General features: G+C 55.5%; 20 protein-coding genes. 14 read left to right on the forward strand and 6 right to left on the reverse strand.

Going from position 1 to position 24,166, the window contains the following annotated elements:
* Window positions 1-6 precede the first annotated feature (6 nt).
* The 9 genes from H8693_RS06125 to H8693_RS06165 are packed head-to-tail and all read left to right on the forward strand — an operon-like array spanning window position 7 to window position 10,443.
* A complete protein-coding gene (locus tag H8693_RS06125) occupies window positions 7-900 on the forward strand; it encodes a glycosyltransferase (protein ID WP_249280257.1) in 894 nt (297 codons plus the stop codon).
* A complete protein-coding gene (locus tag H8693_RS06130) occupies window positions 900-2,030 on the forward strand; it encodes a glycosyltransferase family 4 protein (RefSeq protein WP_249280258.1) in 1,131 nt (376 codons plus the stop codon). Before H8693_RS06125 ends, H8693_RS06130 begins: the two co-directional genes overlap by 1 nt.
* A 46-nt stretch (window positions 2,031-2,076) precedes the next feature.
* Window positions 2,077-3,393 carry a nucleotide sugar dehydrogenase gene (locus H8693_RS06135; RefSeq protein WP_249280259.1) on the forward strand — a complete coding sequence of 439 codons (1,317 nt, stop codon included), beginning with the start codon at window positions 2,077-2,079 and terminating at the stop codon, window positions 3,391-3,393.
* A gap of 14 nt (window positions 3,394-3,407) precedes the next feature.
* A complete protein-coding gene (gene wecB / locus H8693_RS06140; RefSeq protein ID WP_249280260.1) occupies window positions 3,408-4,505 on the forward strand; it encodes a non-hydrolyzing UDP-N-acetylglucosamine 2-epimerase in 1,098 nt (365 codons plus the stop codon).
* Window positions 4,502-5,581, forward strand: a complete 1,080-nt coding sequence (locus tag H8693_RS06145; RefSeq protein ID WP_249280261.1) for a Gfo/Idh/MocA family protein — start codon at window positions 4,502-4,504, stop codon at window positions 5,579-5,581. The genes wecB and H8693_RS06145 overlap by 4 nt, the downstream gene beginning before the upstream one ends.
* Complete coding sequence (locus tag H8693_RS06150; RefSeq protein WP_249280262.1) at window positions 5,578-6,144, forward strand: acyltransferase; 567 nt, start codon at window positions 5,578-5,580, stop codon at window positions 6,142-6,144. The genes H8693_RS06145 and H8693_RS06150 overlap by 4 nt, the downstream gene beginning before the upstream one ends.
* Window positions 6,145-6,160: 16 nt before the next feature.
* On the forward strand, window positions 6,161-7,285 hold the full coding sequence (locus tag H8693_RS06155) for a DegT/DnrJ/EryC1/StrS family aminotransferase (RefSeq protein WP_249280263.1): 1,125 nt from the start codon (window positions 6,161-6,163) through the stop codon (window positions 7,283-7,285).
* A gap of 15 nt (window positions 7,286-7,300) precedes the next feature.
* A complete protein-coding gene (locus tag H8693_RS06160; protein ID WP_249280264.1) occupies window positions 7,301-9,268 on the forward strand; it encodes a hypothetical protein in 1,968 nt (655 codons plus the stop codon).
* Window positions 9,265-10,443: a glycosyltransferase gene (locus H8693_RS06165; protein ID WP_249280265.1), complete on the forward strand. Its 1,179-nt coding sequence runs from the start codon at window positions 9,265-9,267 to the stop codon at window positions 10,441-10,443. Before H8693_RS06160 ends, H8693_RS06165 begins: the two co-directional genes overlap by 4 nt.
* An 89-nt stretch (window positions 10,444-10,532) precedes the next feature.
* Here H8693_RS06165 and H8693_RS06170 read toward each other — a convergent pair whose 3' ends face one another.
* The 4 genes from H8693_RS06170 to H8693_RS06185 are packed head-to-tail and all read right to left on the reverse strand — an operon-like array spanning window position 10,533 to window position 15,611.
* Window positions 10,533-12,062, reverse strand: a complete 1,530-nt coding sequence (locus H8693_RS06170) for a lipopolysaccharide biosynthesis protein (protein ID WP_178620997.1) — start codon at window positions 12,060-12,062, stop codon at window positions 10,533-10,535.
* Window positions 12,059-13,078 (reverse strand): glycosyltransferase family 2 protein, encoded by a 1,020-nt coding sequence (locus H8693_RS06175; protein WP_178620995.1) that lies wholly within the window; start codon window positions 13,076-13,078, stop codon window positions 12,059-12,061. Before H8693_RS06175 ends, H8693_RS06170 begins: the two co-directional genes overlap by 4 nt.
* A 16-nt stretch (window positions 13,079-13,094) precedes the next feature.
* A complete protein-coding gene (gene rfbC / locus H8693_RS06180; RefSeq protein ID WP_249280266.1) occupies window positions 13,095-13,640 on the reverse strand; it encodes a dTDP-4-dehydrorhamnose 3,5-epimerase in 546 nt (181 codons plus the stop codon).
* A 24-nt stretch (window positions 13,641-13,664) separates the two neighbouring features.
* Complete coding sequence (locus tag H8693_RS06185; RefSeq protein WP_249280267.1) at window positions 13,665-15,611, reverse strand: hypothetical protein; 1,947 nt, start codon at window positions 15,609-15,611, stop codon at window positions 13,665-13,667.
* A 561-nt stretch (window positions 15,612-16,172) separates the two neighbouring features.
* On the opposite strand from H8693_RS06185, the gene H8693_RS06190 reads away from it, so the two are divergent.
* The 3 genes from H8693_RS06190 (at window position 16,173) to H8693_RS06200 (ending at window position 19,380) form a co-directional block, all read left to right on the forward strand.
* The gene (locus tag H8693_RS06190; RefSeq protein ID WP_249280268.1) at window positions 16,173-17,111 is read left to right on the forward strand and encodes an L-lactate dehydrogenase; all 939 of its coding nucleotides are present in this window, start codon (window positions 16,173-16,175) and stop codon (window positions 17,109-17,111) included.
* A gap of 315 nt (window positions 17,112-17,426) precedes the next feature.
* The gene (locus H8693_RS06195) at window positions 17,427-17,870 is read left to right on the forward strand and encodes a MarR family winged helix-turn-helix transcriptional regulator (protein ID WP_178620984.1); all 444 of its coding nucleotides are present in this window, start codon (window positions 17,427-17,429) and stop codon (window positions 17,868-17,870) included.
* A gap of 154 nt (window positions 17,871-18,024) precedes the next feature.
* Window positions 18,025-19,380: an MATE family efflux transporter gene (locus H8693_RS06200; RefSeq protein ID WP_249280269.1), complete on the forward strand. Its 1,356-nt coding sequence runs from the start codon at window positions 18,025-18,027 to the stop codon at window positions 19,378-19,380.
* Between the two features lie 106 nt (window positions 19,381-19,486).
* On the opposite strand, the gene feoB is transcribed toward H8693_RS06200, so the two are convergent.
* Together feoB and H8693_RS06210 are read right to left on the reverse strand one after the other, a co-directional pair.
* On the reverse strand, window positions 19,487-21,634 hold the full coding sequence (feoB, locus tag H8693_RS06205) for a ferrous iron transport protein B (RefSeq protein WP_249280270.1): 2,148 nt from the start codon (window positions 21,632-21,634) through the stop codon (window positions 19,487-19,489).
* Complete coding sequence (locus tag H8693_RS06210) at window positions 21,625-21,894, reverse strand: FeoA family protein (RefSeq protein WP_249280271.1); 270 nt, start codon at window positions 21,892-21,894, stop codon at window positions 21,625-21,627. Before H8693_RS06210 ends, feoB begins: the two co-directional genes overlap by 10 nt.
* A 109-nt stretch (window positions 21,895-22,003) precedes the next feature.
* Between H8693_RS06210 and H8693_RS06215 the strand changes: the two genes are divergently transcribed.
* Both H8693_RS06215 and H8693_RS06220 read left to right on the forward strand, forming a co-directional pair.
* Window positions 22,004-22,435: a metal-dependent transcriptional regulator gene (locus H8693_RS06215; protein ID WP_249280272.1), complete on the forward strand. Its 432-nt coding sequence runs from the start codon at window positions 22,004-22,006 to the stop codon at window positions 22,433-22,435.
* Between the two features lie 491 nt (window positions 22,436-22,926).
* Window positions 22,927-24,030, forward strand: coding sequence for a M42 family metallopeptidase (locus H8693_RS06220; protein WP_249280273.1), 1,104 nt, complete (start codon window positions 22,927-22,929; stop codon window positions 24,028-24,030).
* Window positions 24,031-24,166 lie beyond the last annotated feature (136 nt).

Consider the following 24,166-nt stretch of genomic DNA (forward strand, 5'->3'; position numbering starts at 1 on the left):
GGCGCTATGACAAAGCCGGTAAACGTATTGCTCTCCGCCTATAACGGAGAAGCCTATATCAAAGAGCAGATCGAAAGCATCCTTGCCCAGACCGTGCCGGTTCATCTCTATGTCCGCGACGATGGCTCGACAGACGGAACCCTCTCGATGCTCGCGCCCTATGAAGCGGCGGGCCGACTGACGCTGCTGCGGGGAGAGAACGCCGGATTCGGCCAGAGCTTTATGATGCTGCTTGCGGCAGCGGAGGATGGGGACTATTGGGCCTTTTCCGACCAGGACGACGTCTGGGAGCCGCATAAGCTGGAATGGGCTCTCCAATGGATGGAGGAACAGGACGGTTCGTCGCCGCTCCTGTTTCACAGCGCCTATGCTCTCTATAACGCGGATATGAGCGAAAAGACCGGCGAGATCGGCCCGCCGCCCTATCCCATCACCTTTCAGAAAACGCTGACGGACTGCGTGTTCCAGGGCTTTTCCATCGTGTTAAACCGGCCGCTCCGGGAGCTGATGCTGAAAGCTGAAATTTCGCATATCACCTCCCACGACTGGTGGGCCTGCCTGCTGGCGGTCAAATTCGGCAAAACCTTTTATGACCCGCGCATTGCCAGCGCTCACCGCCGCCTGGATACCAGCATTTCTGGCATGAGCCTCAAAAATCGCTGGAAATGGTTTAAGAACACCTTCCGCGGGAACAGCGATATCCGCACCACCTGCCAGGAGTTCGACCGGCTGTTCGGGCGGGAGCTGAACGACCGGGACTGCAAAATGGCCCGCTGGTTTACCCACGAGCGGTATCATTTCCCGGACGCCATGAAAAAGGCGTTTTATGGGAAACGCTGGCGGCGCACGCTTTCCAGCGAGCTGGCCGTGCGCCTTTTGATGTTTTTGGGGAAGATTTAATGAAACGGATTTTATTTATTACCTATTGGCCGTTTGAAAACGAGGCCAGCAACGGAATCTGCAAGAAGATCCGCGCCCAGGCGGAGGCGCTTTCCTCCTTTGGGATGCAGGTGGATTTGACATATATGAAAAACGGAAATATGATGGTGCTGGCGGATGGGAAGGAACTCCAGGCAGGCAAGGCCCGCCCTGTCATCGGCAAAATGCTGGCCAGCCGCCAGATTAAACGGTATTTGAAGAAGAGCGGAACGCACTATGACGGCGTCTATATCCGCTATGCCCTTTCGGACCCCTGGTTTCTGGGGCTGCTGCGGTATCTGAAAAAGCAGAGGGCTCGGGTGTTGCTGGAAATTCCCACCTATCCGTATGACGGCGAGTTTACTCCGGATCTGCGGGGACGGCTGGCGGCCTTTCTGGACCGCCGCTGCCGGAAGAAGCTGAAAGGCCTGGCGGACCGCGTTGTTACCTTCACGGAGGACGAGGAGATTTTCGGCATTCCCACCATTCGGACGGTCAACGGCGTGGATTTTTCCAAAGTGCCGCTGCAGTATCGCCAGGAACCTGATGGCGCTCTGCATTTGATCGCCGTGGCGGGCCTGGCGCCCTGGCATGGCTATGACCGCCTGCTCACGGGCATGGGAGAATACTACAAAAATGGGGGGACGCGGGAGGCCGTGTTTCATCTGGTGGGGGACGGCAGCGAGCTGCCCCTCTATAAAAAGCTGGTGGAAGAATATGGCTTGGAACGCCGGGTCCGGTTTTACGGCTTTTTGAGCGGGGAACCGCTTTCCCAAGTATATAACCGGGCGGATATTGCGGTATCGTCGCTGGGCATGCACCGGATCGGACTTTTCAAGGGGAGCGTCCTCAAGAGCCGGGAATATGCGGCGCGGGGCATCCCCATGATTACCTCCTGTAAGCTGGATATTTTCCCGGAAGATTGGAAATATCAGCTGGTGGTGCCGGGAGACGACAGCCCCGTCGCCATGGAGCGGGTATTCGCCTTTGGCGACGCGCTGCAGGAAGAGCGGGATGCCGGTGTGGCGGTGGAAAAAGAGATCCGGGAAAGGGCCCGGGACAAAATAGAGATGAAAAACACCTTCCGGGAGATCGCGGAGGAATTTCAATAGAGGACCGGATGGAGCAAAACTGAAAAAAGGAAAGGGAGCGAAAAGGATGCAAAAAGAGCTGCTGCTGAAGAAAATCGAAAATAGAGAGATCCGCGTAGGCGTGGTGGGCCTGGGATATGTGGGCCTGCCGCTGGCCGTAGAGAAGGCCAAGGCGGGATTTGAAACAATGGGCTTTGACGTGCAGGAAAAAAAGGTCGCCATGGTCAATGCGGGAGAAAACTATATCGGCGACGTGGTGGACAGCGATCTGAAGAAGCTGGTGGGGGAAGGAAAGCTCCGGGCGACCAGCGACTTTTCCTTTATCGGGGATGTGGATTTTATCGCCATCTGCGTGCCCACGCCGCTCGATGCGCACCAGCAGCCGGATATCCGCTATGTCCGGGATTCGGCGGAGGCAATTTCCAAGCATCTGAAAAAGGATACCATGGTGGTGCTGGAATCCACCACCTATCCGGGCACAACCGAGGAGCTGATCCGGCCGATTCTGGAAAAGGGTTCCGGCCTCACCTGCGGAGAGGATTTCTATCTTGGGTTCTCGCCCGAGCGGGTGGACCCGGGCAACCTCATCTATAAGACCAAGAACACCCCCAAGGTGGTGGGGGCCATCGGCAGAGACGCCACCGAGGTGATTGCGGCGATGTACCGCGCTGTGCTGGCCGGGGATGTGAAAGAGGTTTCCAGCCCGGCGGTGGCAGAAATGGAAAAGATTCTCGAAAACACCTATCGGAATGTAAACATTGGCCTGGTGAACGAGCTGGCCATGCTCTGCGACAAAATGGGCATCGACATCTGGGAAGTTATCGATGCGGCAAAGACAAAGCCCTATGGATTCCAGGCGTTCTATCCCGGCCCGGGGCTGGGGGGGCATTGCATTCCGCTGGACCCGTATTATCTCTCCTGGAAGGCCCGGGAATACGGGTTCCATACGTCCATGATCGAAAGCTCCATGATGATCAACGACCGCATGCCTGAATACTGCGTAGACCGGGGCGCGAAGATCCTGAACCGATTCAAAAAGGCTATGAACGGCGCCAGGGTGCTGGTGCTGGGCGTCGCCTATAAGCAGGATATCGACGATTACCGGGAAAGCCCGGCTATCGATGTAATCAAGGTGCTCAAGCGGGAAGGCGCGGAAGTGGTCTATTACGACCCGTGGGTCAAGAGTTTTTCCTCCAAGGGAATCTCCATGGAGAGCGAGCCGGCTCTCACAAAGGAGCTGTTGGAGAGCGCGGATCTCGTCATGGTGACGGCGGCCCACACCAACGTGGATTATCAGCTGGTGGCGGATACGGCAAAGGCCGTTTTTGATACGAAAAACGCCATGAAGGATATTGAAAACAGAGAGAATATAGAGCTGCTGTAAAAGGAACATTGCGCATGAAAAAAATTGTAACGGTTGTTGGCGCGCGGCCCCAGTTTATCAAGGCCGCAGCGGTGTCGCGGGTGCTGCGGAAGAGCTTCCGGGAAGTGCTGGTACACACGGGACAGCATTATGACTATAATATGTCGGATCTGTTTTTTCAGGAAATGGATATTCCGAAGCCGGATTACAATCTGCATGTGGGCTCCGGGAGCCATGCTGTGCAGACGGCGGATATGATGGTGGGGATTGAAAAGGTGCTTTTAGACGAAGCGCCGGATTATCTCATGATCTATGGCGACACGAATTCGACGCTGGCCGGGGCGCTGGCGGCGGTCAAGCTGCATATTCCCATCATCCATGTGGAGGCGGGGCTGCGCTCCTTTAATATGCAGATGCCCGAAGAGATCAACCGGATTCTGTCAGACAGGATATCGGCGCTGCTGTTCTGCCCCACGGATGCGGCTGTGGAAAACCTGAACAAAGAAGGCATTACCCAGGGCGTACACCAGGTGGGCGATGTAATGTGCGACGCGGTGTTGTATTATGCAAAAAAGCTGGAACAAAAGCCCAAAGAGGCATATCTGGAAAAATTAAAGGGGCTTTACCGCCCGGCCGGAACGCCGGACAGCTGGTATCTGGCCACGATTCACCGGGCGGAGAATACGGACGACCCGGAAAAAATCCGCGGGATTTTGAACGGCCTGGAGGCGCTGGATGCGGCGGTGGTCTTTCCCGTCCATCCGCGGATCCGCGGCCTTGTGGACCAGGCCGTCCGGGAGGGAGATTACCGGAACATTCTGTTTGTGGAGCCGGTGGGATATCAGGATATGCTGTATTTTGCAAAACATGCAAAAAAGATCATTACGGATTCCGGCGGCCTGCAAAAGGAGGCCTATATTCTGGATACTCCCTGTGTCACTGTGCGAAACGAAACTGAGTGGGTGGAAACGCTGCGGGGAAACCACAATATACTGGCCAGCCCGGAGGCGGAGGATATTCTGCAGAAAGTAATGCAGACAAAAATTGAGAGCGGAAGCAAAAAAGCCTATTATGGCAATGGCGATGCCGCTGAAAAAATCACGAAATGGATAGAGCAGGAGAGCAGAAAATGAAATATGCACTCATCGGCTGTGGGCGGATCGCCACCAACCACATCAAAGCCGTTTTGAACAATGGACTCGAGCTGGCGGCGGTTTGTGACATTATCCCGGAGCAGATGGAATCTCTCCTGGCCAAGCACGGCCTGGAGGCGCGCGGGGATATCAGGCGATATACGGACTATAAAAAGATGCTGGAGGAAAATGCGCTGGATCTTGTGGCCATCGCCACCCAGAGCGGCCCCCATGCCCCGATTGCCCTTGATTGCATCGACCGGGGGATCAACGTTATTATTGAGAAGCCCATGGCCATGAACATGGCGGATGCGGAGGAGATCATTGCCCGTTCCCGGGAAAAGGGAGTAAAGGTTTCGGCCTGCCACCAGAACCGTTTCAACGTAGCCGTGCAGGAGATGCGCCGGGCGCTGGAAAACGGCCGTTTCGGGAAAATTTCCCATGGCTCCATCCATGTGCGCTGGAACCGCAACCGGAATTATTACGATCAGGCGCCCTGGCGGGGAACCTGGGCGGAGGATGGCGGCGCGCTCATGAACCAATGCATCCATGGCATCGACCTTCTGCGCTGGATGCTGGGGGATGAGATAGAAGAGGTCTATGGCGCGACGCGCCAGCAGTTCCATGACTATCTCGAGGCGGAGGATATCGGGATGGCTGTGGTGAAAAGCAAAAACGGCGCCATCGCCACCATTGAGGGAACGACCAACGTATACCCCAAAAATCTGGAGGAAACCCTCTATCTCTTTGGAGAGAAGGGCACCTGCAAGCTGGGCGGAACTTCAACCAACAACATTGACGTTTGGGAGTTTGCCGATGAAACCGGCGCAGACGAGAAAAATAAGGGCCTCAAGGAGGCCACCAGCAACGTCTATGGCAACGGGCATACCAGCCTCTATGCCGATATGATCGACGCGATCCAAAACGACCGGGCGCCTTATGTAGACGCCGTGGCCGGACGCAACGCGCTGGAGATGGTGCTGGCTATCTATAAGAGCCAGAAGGAGGGCAGGCCGGTCAAGCTGCCCCTCCGGGATTTTGGCACCGAGGATATGCGGGGCGAATTTGGAAAATGAAAGACGATTTTTTTGTTCACGAAAGCTCCTATATAGATGAGGGCGCGCAGATCGGCGCAGGAACGAAAATATGGCATTTCTGCCATGTGCAGGCCGGCGCGTGCATGGGAGAAAACTGTTCCCTCGGGCAGAATGTCAACATAGGAGCCAACGTCCGGATGGGAAAAGGCGTGAAAGTGCAAAACAACGTTTCCGTCTATGAGGGAGTGGAGATAGAAGACTATGTGTTCTGCGGGCCTTCCTGTGTGTTCACCAACGATCTCACCCCCCGGAGCAAATATCCCAAAGGACGGGCGGGATATAAAAAGACGCTGGTGCGGGAAGGCGCCAGTATCGGAGCCAACGCAACCATCGTCTGCGGACATACCATCGGGCGCTGGGCCATGATTGCGTCCGGGGCTGTGGTGACAAAAGACGTCCCGGATCACGCCCTGATGGCGGGAGTCCCTGCGCGGCAGCGGGGCTGGGTATGCGAATGCGGGGCGGTTTTGGAAGATGACCTTTGCTGCCGCGCCTGCGGGCGGAAATACCGGCAGGCGGACAGGGGATTAGAGGAGATTTAGACGAGGAGGAATGGCTATGCAGTTTAGCGATTTACATGCACAATACCGGGCGCTGCAACAGGAAATTGATGAAAATATCCGCCGGGTTCTGGAGCACGGCAAATATATTATGGGCCCGGAGGTGGGCGAGCTGGAGGAAAAGCTGGCGGCCTATGTGGGCCGCAAACACTGCATCACCTGCGCCAACGGAACGGATGCCCTTTCCCTGGTGCTGATGGCCTGGGGCATAGGGCCGGGGGATGCGGTGTTCGTGCCTTCCTTCACGTTTATGTCCACAGCGGAGGTTGTGAGCCTGGCGGGAGCGGAGCCGGTGTTTGTGGATGTGGAGGAGGATACCTTCAACATGGACCCGGAGAGCCTCTTGGAAGCCATTGCCCGGGTGGACCGGGAGGGACGGCTCAGGAAAAGGGCCGTGATCCCCGTGGACCTGTTCGGTCTGCCGGCGGATTACCGCCGCATTCTGCCCATCGCAGAGGCCCATGGCCTGAAAGTGCTGGAGGATGGGGCCCAGGGCTTCGGCGGCACGCTCGATGGAAAAACGGCCTGCGCCTTTGGCGACGCCTCCACCACGTCCTTTTTCCCGGCAAAGCCGCTGGGATGCTATGGGGACGGCGGCGCAGTGTTCACGGATGACGATACCCTGGCCGGGCTTTTGCAGTCCATCCGCATCCATGGCAAGGGAAGCGAGAAATACGATAACGTCCGGGTGGGATTGAATTCCCGGCTGGATACGCTCCAGGCGGCGATCCTTCAGCCTAAGCTGGCGGCGTTTTCCGCATATGAGCTGGCGGCGCGTCAGAAATGGGCGGAGGCCTATTCCGAGCGCTTGAGCGGCGCGGTAAAGACGCCCGCCGTGCCCGAGGGATTCTCCTCCAGCTGGGCGCAGTATACGCTGCTTTTGGAAAGCCATGCGAAGCGGGAAAGCCTGAAGGCCGCGCTGGCGGCGGCCGGAGTTCCCAGCATGGTCTATTATCCCCGCCCGCTCCACCGGCAGACGGTCTATCTGCCGCTGGGATATGAGGCGGGCAGCCTGCCGGTTTCCGAAAGGCTGGCGGAACGCGTGCTGAGCCTTCCCATGCATCCCTATCTCACGGAAGAGACTGTGGAAGCCGTCTGCGCGGCTGTGTTGAAAAATCTGTAACCAAGGGGGATTCCATTGGCAAATTTTGTGTATCTGACGGCGGTTTTTATCATACTCCTCGCCCTGGGCATGTTCTGGCATAAGCTGCTGCGGCTCACGCCGGAGGAAGGCGTGGCTCTTGGGATCATGAGCGTTATGCTGGTGATCTTCTTTGTGGGCCTGCTGGGCAGCACGCGCCCGGCAGTCTATCTTCTCTATGCCATGGCGGCGGCGGGGCTTCTGCTCTATGCGCTGGATTTTCCCAAGAGCCGGGAAATCGCAAAGCCGAGGCGCTCGTTTTTCACGCCCGGCATTCTGCTTTTTGCCGCGGCCTTTGTATACGCCATGGTGGCCTTCCGCAATGGAAAGATACTGCATATCGATGAGATCAAGCAGTGGGTGCCCAGCGTGCAGTATATGTTTGCCCACAATACGCTTCCCTATGGCCCGGACCTGATCGGCCAGGCCTCCACCTTTGCCATCACCGCGCCCTTCCATTATTTCTTCGTGCAGCTGACGGGATTTGTGGAGGGGAACCTCTTTGTTTCGAATTTCCTGTTGACGGCGGGAGCCGTTATCCTTCCCCTTTCGGGAAATACATGGAAGGACTGGAAGCGCAGCCTCTGCTATGGCGGCATTGTGTTTTTATCCTTCTCCTTCCTCTATACTGAGCCGTATTGGAGCATGATGGTGGATCAGGCTGTGGCGCTTTGGGCGGGAGCTCTCATCGCCTGGGGGCTTTTTCACCGGATCGAGGGAGGGCGCTGGGCGCTTCTCGCGGCCTGCCTGCTGACCATCGGCATGATGAAGTCCCTGGTGGGGGCGTTGTTCGCTCTGATTGCGCTTTTGGGATTGGCGATCCAGTGGCTGTTCTCGGGCGAAGAAGGCTGGAAAGCCCAGCTGAAAAGCCTGGGACAGAAAATAAAAAAGCCGAAAAACTGGCTGGTGATTTTGCTGATAGCGGCGCCGTTCCTGCTGAGCTTTATCTGGGGACGTTATATCAGCAGCGGGGCGGCCGCAGGCGGCGGCGCTGCTGTGGCCCGGGCGGCATCTTCCATGCGCGCAACCCTCAAGTCCATGCTGCGCTATCTCTTTGAACCCGTTCAGGGCATGCACTATACGGGATTTCACCTCAACGTGAGCTATGTGACCTTTATGGCGGCGGGGGGGATCCTGTTCTGGGCGGTCTGGCGCTCGTTGAAAAAAGGCGCGCTCCGGCGGGAATACGGCGCATTGGCTGTTGTCTATGAACTTGGATATATTGCCTATTTCGGCATTATCTTTTATGCCTACAGCACGATTTTCGCGGCCTATGAGGGAGAAACCGCGGCCAGCGTCGTGCGGTATTTCAGCATGTATATGATGCTGGGGTGGCTGCCCATGCTGATTCCGCTGTTCCATGGCGGGGCGGAGCGGCAGGTTCGTGAGTCCAGCAGGGCAGGCAACCGGATCATTGCTGTGGTGCTCTGCTTAAGCCTGGTGCTGGGCCTGCAGGGAGATTTTTCCACGAGAGCCATTGTGGGCTATCAGAAATCCGACGAGATCTATAAGCTGCGGGAGGATCTGGAGATCAAGGAACCAAAAGTTCGGGAGCTGGTGGGTGACGAAGGCAATATCTATATGATTCATCAGCAGAGCTATTTCCGAACCACCGGCTATGCCCGCTATCTTTTTGGGAAACGGCTGCTTGCGGCGGCTCCCATGGCATTCTCGCCCGACGAGATCAATCGGATCCGCGAACCGCTCTCGGTGAATCAGGATCATAATATCAACTATTCGGTATATGAAGTGCCAAAGGCGCTGGAGCAGCTGGAGGCAGAGTATCTCTGGGTATATTCCACGGATGAATTCGTCACCCGGAGCTTCCGGCAGATGTTTGGCGTCACCATCGAGGATGGGGAGATATACCGCATTCATCAGGAAAACGGGAACATTACCCTGGAGCTTCTGGGTTCCACAAATGAGACATCTTCTGACGAAGAGGAAGGGGAAGAATTGGTATGAAAATTCTCTATATAAACGCGATGGGACCATATGAAGCGTGGCCGCAGGCGGGAGTGTTTGTCTCGGAGCGGGTGGCCGCGCTCCGGAAAAACGGCGTGGATGTGACTGCGTGTTCCTATTATCAGATCAATTCTCCGGCGGTGCAGCGGGTTGTGACCCGCAACGGCGGACCGGATCTGGGTACCCCCATCGCCCAGCAGGCGGGAGTGACCTATGGTATCCGGAAAATTCCCAACGGTTTCTTTTCCGCAGCAATGCAGCGTTTCCGCCCGAATTTCTGGGAAAAACGCATTGCCCGGCAGGTGCGCAGGGATATGGAGGAGTCCAAGGCCGACCTCATCCATCTGCATTGGATCTGGCCCATGGGGCTGGGCGTGATGCGCTATTGCCGGGAAACCGGCGTGCCCTATGTGCTGACCTGCCATGGCGGCGATATCTATTCGGATATGAAAGATATGAGAAAGCGTCCCTATATCCTGAAGATGCTGGAGGGTGCGGCGGCGGTGGAGTTTGTCAGCAAAGCGCTTCTGGAATCTGCCAAAGAGCTGGGGTATTCGGGGAAAAATGCGGCTGTCGTATATAACGGTATCCGGACCTCGGTTTTTTATCCGGCCCGTCAGGAGCACCCGGGAAAAACAGTTGTGGGTTTTGCCGGGGTGATGATCTTGCGCAAGGGGATCGACTATCTTCCCGAAATTTTCCGGAGGATTCAGGAGTTGATTCCCGGGGAAATCCATTTCTATATGATTGGCTCCGGCGTGCTGCGGGAAGAGATCGAAAAGAAGATGGCGGGACTGCCGGTAGACTTTTTGGGAACCATTCCCTCCGAAAAGCTGGCGGAACGCTTCAACGAAATGGATATTCTCCTTTTGCCCAGCCGGCAGGAGGGATATGGATGCGTCATTAAAGAGGCTCAGGCCTGCGGCGCGGTGCCCATTGGCCGGGATGTAGACGGGATCCGGGAGGCGGTAGACGGGTTCGGCAGCCTGATCGCCTACACGGGCGACGATGACGCCTTTATTTCGGCGTTTGCTGAAGAAACAGCCGCTTATGTTTCCGGGGAAAAGCCCATCGACCGGGCAGCGATGGAGGCCCAGGCGGCGCGGTGTTCCTGGGAGGAACGGCAGAAGGACAGCATTGCCATCTATCAAAGGATTCTTGGAAAAGCAGATTGATAAAAAAGGTAATAGAAAAATAGAACGGAAAGAAAAGCGAACCTGTCCTGGACAGGCTCGCTTTGTTTTGCATGGAAACAGGATTTCTCTCATTTTCCCCGGCGGAAAAGCTTCTGCCGAAGAGGCCGGAAAAGCCCGCCGATCATCTTTGCGGATTCCCGCTCTGTGAGAGATGTAACGCCAAAGAAGATTCCGGCGATCACCACCAAATAGACCACGGCCCAGAGGATGATCTGGCCATAAGTATTGAGAGTAAGCGTGATATACGAGGAACCCCAAAGGATCAGCAGCAGCAGGATCAGGTTTGTAATCCATCGCCGGTAGGTCTTGAGAGGGCTGCGCTTTAAGATGACCCGGTTGGAATAGAGGATCATATCGTTGGCACGATAGAGCAGGGCGGCGATGGTTCCAAACAGAACGCCGTATATGCCAAAGAAATAGACACACACCAGGGATACCGAAACGTTGATGGCGGTTTCCAGAATCGAGCGCCATTGCGTCTGTTTGAAATGTCCGGCAATGTTGATGGTGTTGTTGGAAGGCCCGCGCCCGGCGGATAACAGGTTCATGGCGATAAACAGCATGGGCAGGTACTGGTCGATATAGTTAATGTCGGTGATGCCCGCTGTATAGAGCTTCATAAAGGGCAGAATAAAAATATAGGTCACGGTAAACAACGTAAACACCAGGGAAAGATAATAGGATTCATAACAGTCAAACAGCTTTGTATATCCTTCCCGATCCACGTTGAACCGCTGGCCCAGGGTAAAGACGACGCCGCTGGAGGCAGTGGAGAGCATGGTATTGATCATATTAAAGAACAGGGTATACATGGAATACACGCTGGCCACCTTGAGGCCACAAACCACCGTCAAAATAAGGACGTCGGTATTGTTAAAAATCAGGTTGGAAAACTGGTGGATCAGGGCATTGTTCTTTTGGGAAATGGCGCCGTAATTGGGCTGGACCTTGAGGTTCAGCCATTTATAGCGGCGATGGATATACAACCCGATAAACAGCATTTGCAGCAGGTTAAACACCATATAGCTGGCCTGCACGATGACGATATCCGCGCCCAGAAGCAGAAGAATGATTTTGGCGACGTTGGTCAGAATCGTCACCATGGTGGTCAGGTTGGTGATGATATAGTTCTTGCCCTCCGCTTCCAGCAGATAGCGGAATTTGCCCTGGAAGAAATAGTTGGCGACGCCCACCATGCCCTGAAGCAGAATGACGAGGATGATGGTCATGGGCGGAATATCCGTGGATACGACCAGAGGATATACGACCGCCAGGCCGAGGACGGCAAAGAAATACACAATGCCCGTCTTTTTATAATACCGGCTGGTGGCGGCTAAAATCTCGTTGATGGAGGCCTTGTCATCCCGGGCGACAGGGCCATAGAGCGCCTGAAGGGTAGCCGCGCCCACGCCCGCCTCCAAAAGAGAGAAATAGACGAAAATCTGGGTGATGGAGTTGACCAGGCCGTTGACTTCGCTGCCGAAGCTCACCAAAACCAGCCGCGGGACAAGAATCCCAAGGGCGATGGTGATGATCTGGTTTAAAAAGCCCGCCAGAACGTTATAAATCCCCCGTTTCATTCCATAATTGCCGCTCATGCGCCTGCGCCTCCTGTTCTGCCCCGCAGCCGGTTCATGATGCGCGCTCCCAAAAGAAGAAGACGCGGGCTTTTCAGGGAAACCAGCCATTGGACGGGCTTGGGCTGGGAGGAATAGAGGCGGCGCTTTTTCCAAAGAGAGCGGAACCGGGGATCCCGGAAGACCTCCCGCAAAAAGGAAACCTGCTCCTCCCGGGAAAGAGAATTCCCATAGAGAGCGCAGGAGAGGATGTGCATTTCATACATAAAGAAATAGCGCGGGGCCAGGAGTTCATCCACTGGAAGCGAAGGATACGCCTCTTTGAAAACGGCCTCGATCCGTTGGCTGGATTCGATGCCGTCGCGGAATTTTTTTATGGAAAAAGAGGTGGAAAGCGTCGTCCCAATGCCGTATTTTTTATATTCGTAATCCAGATCGCCGCTGCCGTGGATGCTTTTGGCGTGCGGGAGAAATTCCACAACAAACACGGTATCCTCCGCAAAGGCGATGGATTCCTGAAAACGGATGCGGTTTTCTTCCAAAACTGAGCGGCGGAAGAGCTTGGCATAGACATTATTTAAAAACAGGCCGGATAAAAGCCGCGCCGAAGTCTCGGCCCCTGCGGGCAAATCCCCTTCCGGCGGGCAGAGGGCAGTGAGCTGCCTGCCCGAAGGGACGTCCCAGGTGGCAATACCGCTCAGAGTAAAATCAAATTCCGGATGATAGAGATGGGCGAGATAGCCGGGCCGAACGGTATCGTCTCCATCCACAAAACAGATATATTCTCCCCTGGCCTGGGAGAGCCCCTGGTTGCGGGCGGCGGAAACGCCGCCGTTCTCTATATGCAGGGGGATAAACCGCGCATCTGCGGCGCAAAACTCGTCCAAAACTTCCGCCGTGCCGTCGGTGGAGCCGTCGTCCACCACGATGCACTCGAAATCCCGGAAGGTCTGGGCGGCGATGGAAGCCAGGCAGGCGGGAAGAAGGTCTTTTCCGTTATAAATAGGAACGATCAGGCTGATGGCCGGCTGCTTCATGAAGATAAGCTCCCTCCTAAAAATCGATGTCCTGTTCCCCATAGGGCCTGGCGGCCGCATCTTTGGCGGAGAGCACCGGGTTTTCCACTCCCCATTCCACGCCGATCTGCGGATCGTTGTAGGCAATGGCGCCGTCGGCTTCGGGAGCATAATAATTGTCGGCCTTATACTGCAGCTCGCAGTTATCTGTCAGAGTGACAAATCCATGGGCAAAGCCCCGGGGGATGAAGAGCTGGCGCTTGTTTTCCTCGCTCAGTTCCACGGAGATCCACTGCAGAAAAGTGGGGGAGCTTTTGCGCAGGTCAACGGCAACATCCATCACACGCCCCCGGGTGCAGCGCACCAGCTTGGCCTGGGCATAGGGAGGGTGCTGGAAGTGCAGTCCGCGGATGATGCCCTTTTTGGCGGAAAAGGACTGGTTGTCCTGGACAAAGGTGCAGCCGATGCCGGCTGCCTCATATTTTTTAAAGGAATAGGATTCAAAGAAATAACCCCGGTGGTCGCCGAACACATCCGGCTCCACGAGAATAAGCCCCTCGATGGGGAAAGTGGAAGTTTTCATAGCAATCTCCTTTAAAGCGATGGTTTAAAACTGCCCGACGAGGGTGAGGCGAACCCCATCTCCCTCGGGGGTAACGCGGTATAGACCGCCGTCCACTATGCTATCACACACAACCGCCTTTGGCAAATTTTCGTTCAGATAGGCGTCGGTGGAATAGATCCAGACATAGCCGTAGCCGCCTTGCAGCAGATAGGCGGGAAGGTCATAAATCGTGGGGGAGGAATACTGCTGGTTGCCCATCTGGCAGCCCTTTTCATTGAACTGCCAGGGCGTGCTGCCCCGCTGGTTCACCTGATGCTGGAAATAATAGAGGGCGATGCTTAAGGGCTTGTTGGTATCTCCCTGGCGGATCATATAGACCTTCTCTCCCTGAACGATGTCAAGGATCTCCGGGCTGGCTTCGGCGATGCGCTCGATATGGTTATAATCCAGAATCTGGTCGTTGTTTAAATGGCTGGCGCAGTAGATAAAGCTTCCGTTCAGGTTGCAGAGCAGAAACACCAGCATGGCCAGAGCCGTGCGCTTGATCCATTTTCCTTTTTTCACATCCTCCTGGGTCTCGGCCGGGAGAATCTCCTCCCGGGGCCGGACATAGGGCATGAGGAAAATCGGCAGGGTAAAGGCGGCATAGATGGAATAATAGCGGAACATGGAGGCCGCCCGGACACTCTCGTCATAGGGGAAGGTGGTGACATAGGAATAGACGATGCAGAGGAAATAGACGCCGAAGCCGATCATCACCCAGGTGAGAACCCAGCGATAGAGACGGCGGAATTTTTCCTCCCGCATATTCTTATGCAGGAACCAGCCCACCAGGGAAACCAGAGCGAGAAACAGGGAAATGGACATGGGAATGGTCGCTTCCCGGCTCAGTTTGGAGATGGCGAAGGAGCGCAGGCAGGCCAGGATTGTCCGGGGAATCCGGTCGGGCTCGGCAACCGGCTGAATGGGCGTGATGGCGCCGGCCGTGTAGGGATTTTCCGCAACCAGCCGGATGAGCAGTGTCCAGATATACATCCCAAGAAGGCTGATGAGGAAGAAAAGGATAAAGGCAGTAATATGCCCGGCCTTGGCATGGCGTTTCAGAGAAGCCCGGGTGAAATGCTCCTTCCAGGGCCGGTTTTCCTGAATGAGCAGGATGATGGCCATGAAGAAGAGGCAGGCAAAACTGAACAGCGCTCCCACCTGCCATTTGATGAGGGGCAGGAGGAAGAGAACGATGCCCGGGAGCAAAAGCGCGTGCCGCCGGTCCCTGCGGAGGCACCACCAGGCGCATAAACCGCCGGCCCAGGCGCCCAGGGGCATATCCGTATACAGGTTGGTATAGGGATAGTAATAGAGAACAAAATAGGAGAAATAGACGATGACGGCATAGAGCAGGGCCCGCTTCCAGTCCTTCCAGGTGAGGCGGAAGGTGGGAAGCATCATGCCGCCCCAGACCAACAGGAAGCTGGAGGCGTGCATATTGCCGATATTGAGGCCGCTGAAAAGCTGGAAAAACAGATGAAACAAGCCGGTGCCGGCAGGATTATGAGGCCCGCCCAGAAAATCATTGTAAATCGGGAGCTTTCCGGTTTCCAGCATATAGCGCACGGCCAGCCCCCATTGGTGAAATTCATCCCAATGGCGCAGGAAATTGCCCGCGAAGGCGATTACTGCATAGAGAAATCCGGCAAGAATGAGGACATAGCCCGGAGAGAAAAAATCCCGCCGGCGGAAGCTGCGCCGGGAGAGAAGCGGTTGCTTTTTGCCCAACAGGAAGGAGAGCAGGCCATATCCGCCAAGAACCAGAAGCACAATGAAGCCGATGGGAAAGGCCTGGGCCGCTCCCGCTGCCAGCAGCACCAGGATCACCGTCCCCATGGCCAGCAAAAGCCCCTCTACGCTGGAATACCGCCCGTGGGTATAAAAGACCATGGCGATGCCCGTGAGCACGGCGAAAGCCAGGAGCATCCAAAGAAAATTCAGCATACGTTCCTCCCCTGCGCAGCAGCGCGGTACATTTAAAACATAGTATAGCACATTTTTTTCCATAAAAAAACCGGGAAGGAAAAAGACGAAAGAGGAGAGGGACGGAAATGATGGGAAAAAAGAATCCTGGAAATGAAGCCGTGAAGTTTCCTGGCCTTTTTTGACAGGGGGGGACGGCGAAGGGATGTGAAGGGAATAGGGAAGCGCGGGAAGCCAGATCATGAAATTTTTTTGCCTTTTAGGTGGAGGAGAAATGGCGAAGGGGAATGAAGAGAATAAAAGAGTGCGGGAACCCAGGTCATAAGATTTCTTTGCCTTTTTGGTAGAGGAGAAATGGCGAAAGGGAATGAAGAGAATAAAAGAATGCGGAAACCCAGGTCATAAGATTTCTTTGCCTTTTTGGTAGAGGAGAAATGGCGAAAGGGAATGAAGAGAATAAAAGAATGCGGAAAACCAAGTCATAAAATTTCTTTGCCTACTTTCTTTTTAAAGAAAGTAGGTGATTAGAAGGCGCGGAAGATTGGTATACTACAAATAGAAGAGAAAAAGGAGGATTTTTCTATGACGGATATGCATAAATGCGCGGTGGTGGGCTGCGGCTTTGTGGGAGCCAGCTGTGCGTTTTCTCTCGTGGAGAGCGGATTGTTCAGCGAAATGGTGCTCATCGATGTAAATAAGGAGAAGGCAGAGGGCGAAGCCATGGATCTGAGCCATGGCGTTCCCTTTACCCGGCCGATTGAGGTATATGCCGGGGACTATCCGGATCTGGAGGGCGCAGGGATCATCATTATCGCGGCGGGAGCGAACCAAAAACCGGGCGAAACCCGCATTGATCTGGTGCATAAAAATATCAAAATTTTTCAGCAGATTGTGCCCCAGATCACAAAATATAACAGCGAGGGCATTCTCCTGGTGGTTACCAACCCGGTGGATATCCTCACCTATGCCACGCTGCAAATCTCCGGACTGCCCCGTGCGCGGGTGATCGGAAGCGGCACGGTTCTGGATACGGCGCGGCTCAAATACCTGCTGGGCCGCCGGCTGGGTGTGGATCCCCGGGGTGTGCATGCCTTCATCATCGGAGAGCATGGCGACAGCGAGCTGGCCGTCTGGTCGAGCGCCAATATTTCCGGCGTGGACCTGAGCGAGTTCTGCTCGGCGGGCGGCATGAAGCTCACGGCGGAAGAGCTGGATACCCTATACCGGGAGGTGCGGGACAGCGCCTATGAGATCATCGATAAAAAGGGGGCCACATACTATGGCATCGCCATGAGCGTGCGGCGGATCTGCGAGAGCATCGTCCGGGACGAACGCAGCATTTTGCCGGTGAGTTCGCTGATCACCGGGCACTATGGCCTGACGGATATCTGCATGGGCGTTCCTTCCATTTTGGGGCGGGAAGGCGTGGAACGGGTGCTGGATATCCCGCTGAACGCGGAAGAGAATGCGCGGCTTTTGAAGTCTGCCGCTTCTCTTAGAGAAGTGCTGAAAAGCATCTGATCCGCTTGCGCGGAGAAGGGGCAGGTGCTTTGCTTTGAGGGGTGCCAAGAACCGGGGATGTGTTTTCGTAAAAAATGTGTTTTCCATATTCCGGCGCAAAAGGAAGAAATGCGGCGGAGGGAAAAGAAAAACCCCATGCGGGCCGGCTGGTCTTTGGCATGGGGTTTTCTTTGTCTTTTTTTGAGAGGGAGAAAGCGGCAAACGCTGCTTTTCTGCTCCGGCAATCTTTCTGAAAGACAGAAATTTTTTATTGACTTTCATCCGAAATCGGATTATAATACAAATTATCCGGTTTCGGATGAAATGGAGGGGCGAATGGCAAAGAACACGACCGATCCGCTTGCGGTGTTTAACCAGCTTTATAAAAAAATGGATGAGATATATCACCTCTATGCGAAACGGATGGGAATATCCGACACGGCGCTATGGTTGCTTTATTCTCTTTATGAGGAGGGCACGGCCTATACGCAAAGGGAGCTCTGTTCAATTTGGCAGCTCCCGCCGCAGACTGTAAATTCAGCATTGAAAGCGCTGGAACGGCAGGAAATCATCGCGCTGGTTCCCATTCCCGGAAACCAGAAAAATAAACGGATTGCTCTGACAAAAAAGGGAGAGGAGATGACGCGCGAGATCATTCATCCCCTGATTCTTGCCGAGCAGAGGACGTTTGCGGGGCTTACGGAAGCGGAAAGGGAGGCGCTGCTTTCGCTGACGCAAAAGCATGTGGATCTTTTGCAGGAGGAGATCGGCAAAATATAGGCGCCGCGGCAAACTTTTGCAAGTGTAATAGACAAAGGAAGGAGCCGCCCCTTTTCGGACGGCAAAAACGACGGGCACGCCCGGTTATTGCAAAAGATAATCGGGCATTTTTATGGCTAAATTGCAAAACACTCGAAAGGAAGAAGGAAATGATATGAAATCTACAGCATTATTTTCAAAAACACCGCCGCTGAAGCTGTTCTTTCTTGCCTCCATTCCTGGAGCAGTGAGCATGCTGGCTTCTGCGTTATATCAGACGATTGACGGCATTTTCGTCGGCCAGTTTTTAGGGGCGACAGCCTTTGCGGCCCTGAACCTCGCCATGCCGTTTGTGATTATCAATTTTTCGCTGGCAGATCTGATCGGCGTCGGCTCGGCGGTTCCCATATCCATCTGCCTGGGGAAAAAGCAGGAAGGGGAAGCCAACAACATCTTCACCTGCGCCTGCCTCATGATCGTGGGCACCAGCGTGGCAGTCGGCGGCATCCTGTTCGCGGCGGCTCCGCTTCTCATGCTGCTCATGGGGGCCCAAGGGGAATTTGCCAGGCTGGCGGTCCAATATTTGCAGGTGTATGCCCTTTGTTCTCCGGTGACGACGATTATATTTGCCGTGGACAACTATCTGCGGATCTGCGGCCATATCCGGGGCAGCATGCTCTTGAATATCCTGATGTCCGCCCTGAGCGCCGGCCTGGAATTTCTGTTCCTGGGGGTTTTCGGCTGGGGGATCTGGGGTGCGGCCCTGGCAACCTGCTCGGGCATGATGGTCTGCGCCGTCATCGCCTTTATTCCGTTTTTCCGCAAAAAGGCGCTGCTCCGGTTCTGCCGGCCGCGCTTTTCCGGACGGATGATCCGGCAGATTGTCGCCTGCGGAAGCCCGAACTTTTTAAACAACATTGCCGGCAGGGTCACGTCCATCATTATGAACGCCATTCTGGTGCGTCTGGGGGGAGAGACGGCGGTTTCGGTATATGGCGTTCTGATGTTTGCAGAAGGGTTCATCCAGCCGCTGCTTTACGGCATGTGCGATTCGCTCCAGCCCGCCGTGGGATATAACTGGGGCGCGCAGAAATTTTCCCGGGTGCGGGCCATTGAAAAATGCTGTTTTGCGGCAAGCGGCATTGTTTCCCTTCTGGCGGCGGCCGTCATTGCCCTGTTTCCGGGGCAGATTACGGCGCTGTTTATGCCGCAGGCCGGGCCGGAGGTCCTCGCCCTTTCCATCGCGGCGCTCCAGCTTTTCAGCCTTACCTATATTACCCGGTGGTTTTCCTTTGCCACGCAAAGCTACATGCTGGCCATCGAAAAGCCCCTTCCTGCGTCCCTCATTTCCGTGTCTACTGCGCTGGTATTCCCGGTGCTGCTGATCGGGGCCTTCTGGCCTTTGGGCTTGACGGGCATATGGCTGAATTTTGCGGGAACGTCGGTCCTTGCTGCCGTCCTTTCGCTGGTGATTTTGAAAAAGATGCGCCCTGAACTGAAAAGGCCGGATGCGGGCATAGAGGCCGCCTGAAAAGAGGAAACAAAACCAAAGATGATATAAAAAACCCCCGGGACAGCTTTGCTGCACCAGGGGTTTTTGCGACAAAACGAATATTTGGGAGATCTGTTTTTGCGCGTCAGGCCAGCCCCAGCAGCCGCGCGCCATTGGCCACGAGAAAGCAGAGAAGCAGGCCAGTGAGAGTGGGGATCAGGAAAGCGGCTCCCGTCCATTTCCAGCTTTGCGTCTCTTTTTTGATGGTCATGAGGGTTGTGGAGCAGGGCCAGTGCAGGAGCATAAACAGCATGGTGCAGACGGCGGTGAGCCAGGTCCAGCCGTTCTGGACGAGAAGGGTCTTGAGCTCCATGAGGTTCCCCATCTCCAGGAGACTGCCCGTGGAAAGATACGCCATCAAAATGATGGGAACAACGATCTCATTGGCGGGCAGCCCCAGGATAAAGGCCATGAGGATGACGCCGTCCATGCCGAACAGGCGGGCAAAGGGATCCAAAAAGGAGGTGCAATGGGCCAGGATCGTGACACCGCCGATCTGCACATTGGCAAACAGCCAGATAAGCAGCCCCGCCGGCGCGGCGACGGCCGCCGCCCGCCCCAGGACGAACAGCGTCCGGTCGAGGACGGAGCGGACGATGACTTTTCCCACCTGCGGCCGGCGATAGGGCGGCAGCTCCAGCGTAAAGGAAGAGGGAACGCCCTTTAAAATGGTTTTGGAGAGCAGCCGGGAGATGAGAAAGGTCATGAGCACGCCAAACACGATGACCGCCGTCAAAAGCAGGGCCGAGAGCACGGATTCTCCAAGGAAAAAGGAGCCGCCCACAAAGAACATGGAGATGATGGCGATGAGCGTGGGGAACCGGCCGTTGCAGGGGACGAAGTTGTTGGTGATGATGGCGATGAGGCGTTCTCTGGGGCTGTCAATGATGCGGCAGCCCACGACGCCTGCGGCGTTGCAGCCAAAGCCCATGCACATGGTCAGCGCCTGTTTGCCGCAGGCGCAGCATTTTTTGAAGGTATGATCCAGATTAAAGGCCACCCGGGGCAAATATCCAAGATCCTCCAGAAGCGTAAACAGCGGGAAGAAAATGGCCATGGGCGGCAGCATTACGGCGATGACCCAGGTAAGCGTCCGGTAAACGCCCAGCACCAGGACGCCATGGAGCCAGACGGGAGCATTGATGGCGGCAAACCAGGCGGTCAGCTGCTCCTGAATCCAGAGAAATCCCTCGGAAAGAAGCTGAGAGGGCAGGTTGGCGCCAGCGATGGTTATGTAGAATACGACGGCCAGCAGCGCCAGCATGATGGGAATGCCTGTCAGGCGGCTGGTCAAAATGCGGTCAATCTTCAGTTGGCGCTCGTTATATTTCGCGTCTTCATAGACGACGGCTCCGCGGCAGACATCTTCGGCGACCTGATAGACGCTGGTGACGATGGCATCCCGGAGAGCTTCTCCTTCCATGCCGTCTTCGGATAAAATTTCCCGGGCTTTTTGTATGGCTTCGGCGACGGCCGGGTTTTCCTGGGGGGCGAAGCCTAAAAAGCCCGCCATGGTATGAAGCAGGACGGGATCACCCTCCAGGAGCTTGAGCGCCGTCCAGCGAGGAGCCAGCCGGCCCTCCAGCAGAGGAGCCAGGGGTTGCTGCACCAGGGCCAGGGCGGCCTCCAGGGACTGTGGGTATTTCACCGACCGGGGAGCAGGGGCATCGCCCTGGGTTACTGCCTCCACCCGGTCCATCAAACGATCCAGCCCTTTATGGCTGCGGGCGCTGGCGGGAACCACGCTCACCCCCAGCCGTTTTTCCAGTTCCCGTATGTTGAGGCGGATATGCTTCTTTTTCGCTTCATCCATGAGATTTAAACAGACAACTACCCGGGGCGTGATCTCCATGGTCTGGAGAACGAGGTTCAGGTTGCGTTCCAGGCAGGTGGCGTCGCAGACGACCACCGCCGCATCCGCTCCGCCAAAGCAGAGGAAGTCCCGGGCGACTTCCTCTTCGGCAGACAGAGCCATCAGGGAATAGGAGCCGGGGATATCCACCAGGACATAGCTCCGCCCCTTGTGAATGCAGGTTCCCTGGGCGTTGCAGACGGTTTTCCCCGGCCAGTTGCCCGTATGCTGGTTCAGGCCGGTGAGCTCGTTGAACACTGTGCTTTTGCCGACGTTGGGATTGCCCGCCAGGGCGATCACCCGGTCCTCCGGGGATTTCTTCTGAATGACGAGCTGGCTGTCCTGGGCATTTTTCCCTGTGGAACCGACGGTCAGGCCCATGCGTGCACCTCCTTTTGCGAGACGGGAAGCACTGCCTGCGCCTGAACCCGGGCGGAATCCTCGCTGCGGAGCGCAATCACCGTGCCCCGGATCAGAAAGGCTTTGGGATCGCCGGAGGGCGCCGCATAGAGGCAGGTCGCCCGGGTTCCCCGGGTCAGGCCGATATCGAGAAGCCGCCGGCGGACGGCTCCATCCGCATGCAGCGATTCCACCCGCGCCGTCTGGCCGACACCTATATCAAATAAACGTGTTGTATACATATCTCATTTTCTCCCTTCATAAAAATATACATGCAGCATAAAAATGCTGGGGTTTTTCCCTCGTCTAATACTATGCGCCGGGGGAAAAATGTGTGAAGGAGGGAAAAACTTGAGCGAATACCGGACGATTTCCGGCTATACCCGGCAGGAGGCCAATCCTTTGACCCATACCATGGAGGATTATCTGGAGATGATCTGCCGGCTTTCCCGGGAGACTGGCTTTGTCCGCGTTCACCAGCTGGCGGAAACCCTGCATGTAAAACCCTCCTCTGTCACAAAAATGGCCAAACAGCTCCAGCAGCAGGGGCTGATCGAATACCAGCCCTATGGCTATATCCGCCTCACAGGGGAGGGCGCGGCAGAGGGAGAATACCTGCTATACCGCCATAATGTGCTTCTTCGATTCCTGCGCTTGGTAAACGGCGGAGATAATCTGGAAGAGGCCGAACAGATGGAACATTTCTTTTCCAAAAAAACTGTGCGGAATTTGGAACGGATTCTGGATGAATATGAGCGCCGGGGAATGCACCTGAAGAGTTAAAGATATATGTATATGATATGGAAAAAGGGGACAAGGGTTTCCGGAGGAAGGAGAGGGAGAACCTCTAAAGAAGCTGCAAATTTTCCGAAGGAATTGGGCGCATGAGGGATCATATTAAACGCCCGCAGCATCTTTCCGGTTTCTTTTAAAAGCATCCAGAGTTTATAGGGAGGCGAACCAGGCACATAAAATCTGTTAAAAAAGGGCGGCCAGTCCTGGAAAGACTGTTGAAACACATTCAAAAGAAAGAAAAAATATAGACTTTCCAACGCTTTCTTTGTGCAAAGATATTTGGGGGAGAGCTTATTTTCCTGCCCTGCGGCCCATATGAGGAAAAATAGTCCGGGAAAGTCCCGGCTATAGAATAATTTTCGTGCCTGGTTTCTTTTTAAAGAAAGCAGGTTGTATTTTGGAGGGAAGGTTGGTATAGTGGGGATATCCAAGGATGAAAAAGCCGGAGAGACTCCGGGAAATTAGGAGAGGAAAAGAAAATGGTAAAACAAGCGATTAAGGAGACGTATTTTGCCCTCAACGGGTTGATCGGCGTGGCGGGATTTGAACAGGACGTTGTCCGCTTCTGCCGTGACTGGCTTGCACCGCTGGCGGACGAGCTGACCGTGACAACGACGGGCAATCTCATTGCCACATTCCACGGCCGGCGGCCGGGATACCGGATGATGCTGGCGGCGCATGTGGATGAAGTGGGGTATATTGTCAAGCATATCCGGCCGGACGGATTTTTGCTGTTTGAGCGGCTGGGCAATCCGGTGGCAAAAACCATGCCTTCCCGCCGCCTGCTTTTGCAGGGTAAACACGGTGTTGTTCCCGGTGTCATCGGGCTGACGCCCGGGCATGTGGAGACGGCGGAGGAAGCGGGGCGGGTCAACGCTTCGAAAGACAGCTATATCGACGTGGGCGCGGCAGACGCGGCGGATGCGGCGGCTATGGGCATCGAGGTGGGAACTGTGGCCGTTCCGGACAGCCCGGCTATTGAAATGTATCACAAGGACCTTATCATGGGGCGCGCGGCGGACGACCGGATCAACTGCGCCGTGCTGCTGGAGCTGGCGAAGGAACTCAAAGAGATGGATTTCGCAGGCACGGTAGACCTGGTGCTGTCCGTACAGGAGGAAATCGGCGTGATTGGCGCCAAACAGGTGACGGCGGCGCTGCGGCCGGATTACTGCGTGGTGTTGGATACCTTCCCGGCTGGAGGCACGCCGGATGTGCCGGTAACCCGGCTGCCCGTGCGGATGGGCGGCGGCCCGGTTATCAGCCTGGTGGATACGCTGGTCGGCCCGATGACCTGCGGCTATGTCACCAATAAAAAGCTGGTGGAGCTGGCGCGGGATGTGAGCCAAAAGGAGGGGATTTCCCTTCAGTTTATCACCATGTGTGAGGATCACTATGGTACGGACGCCATCGGCATCACCAACGAGGGAAGCCATTGTCCCTGCGTATCCCTGGGCATGCCCCGGCGGTATTCCCATGCGCCCAACGAGATGTTCAGCGTGGCGGATGCGGCAGATATATACCGGCTGGTCAAGGGCATGGTGGAAAAAAACGGAGAGCTGAACCTTTCGTTTTTAGGCTGAGGATACAGGCAAGAAGAACGGCGGATCTGCCGTTCTTTTTTTGCGCCCGCCTATAATAGCTAAAGCGGGGGAGAAAACCGGCATAGGCATATGGGGTGACGGCAGAATAAAAAATAATCATGGCCGTCCGCAGCCG

It is taken from the genome of Guopingia tenuis (genome assembly GCF_014384805.1).
Classification (GTDB): domain Bacteria; phylum Bacillota; class Clostridia; order Christensenellales; family Christensenellaceae; genus Guopingia; species Guopingia tenuis.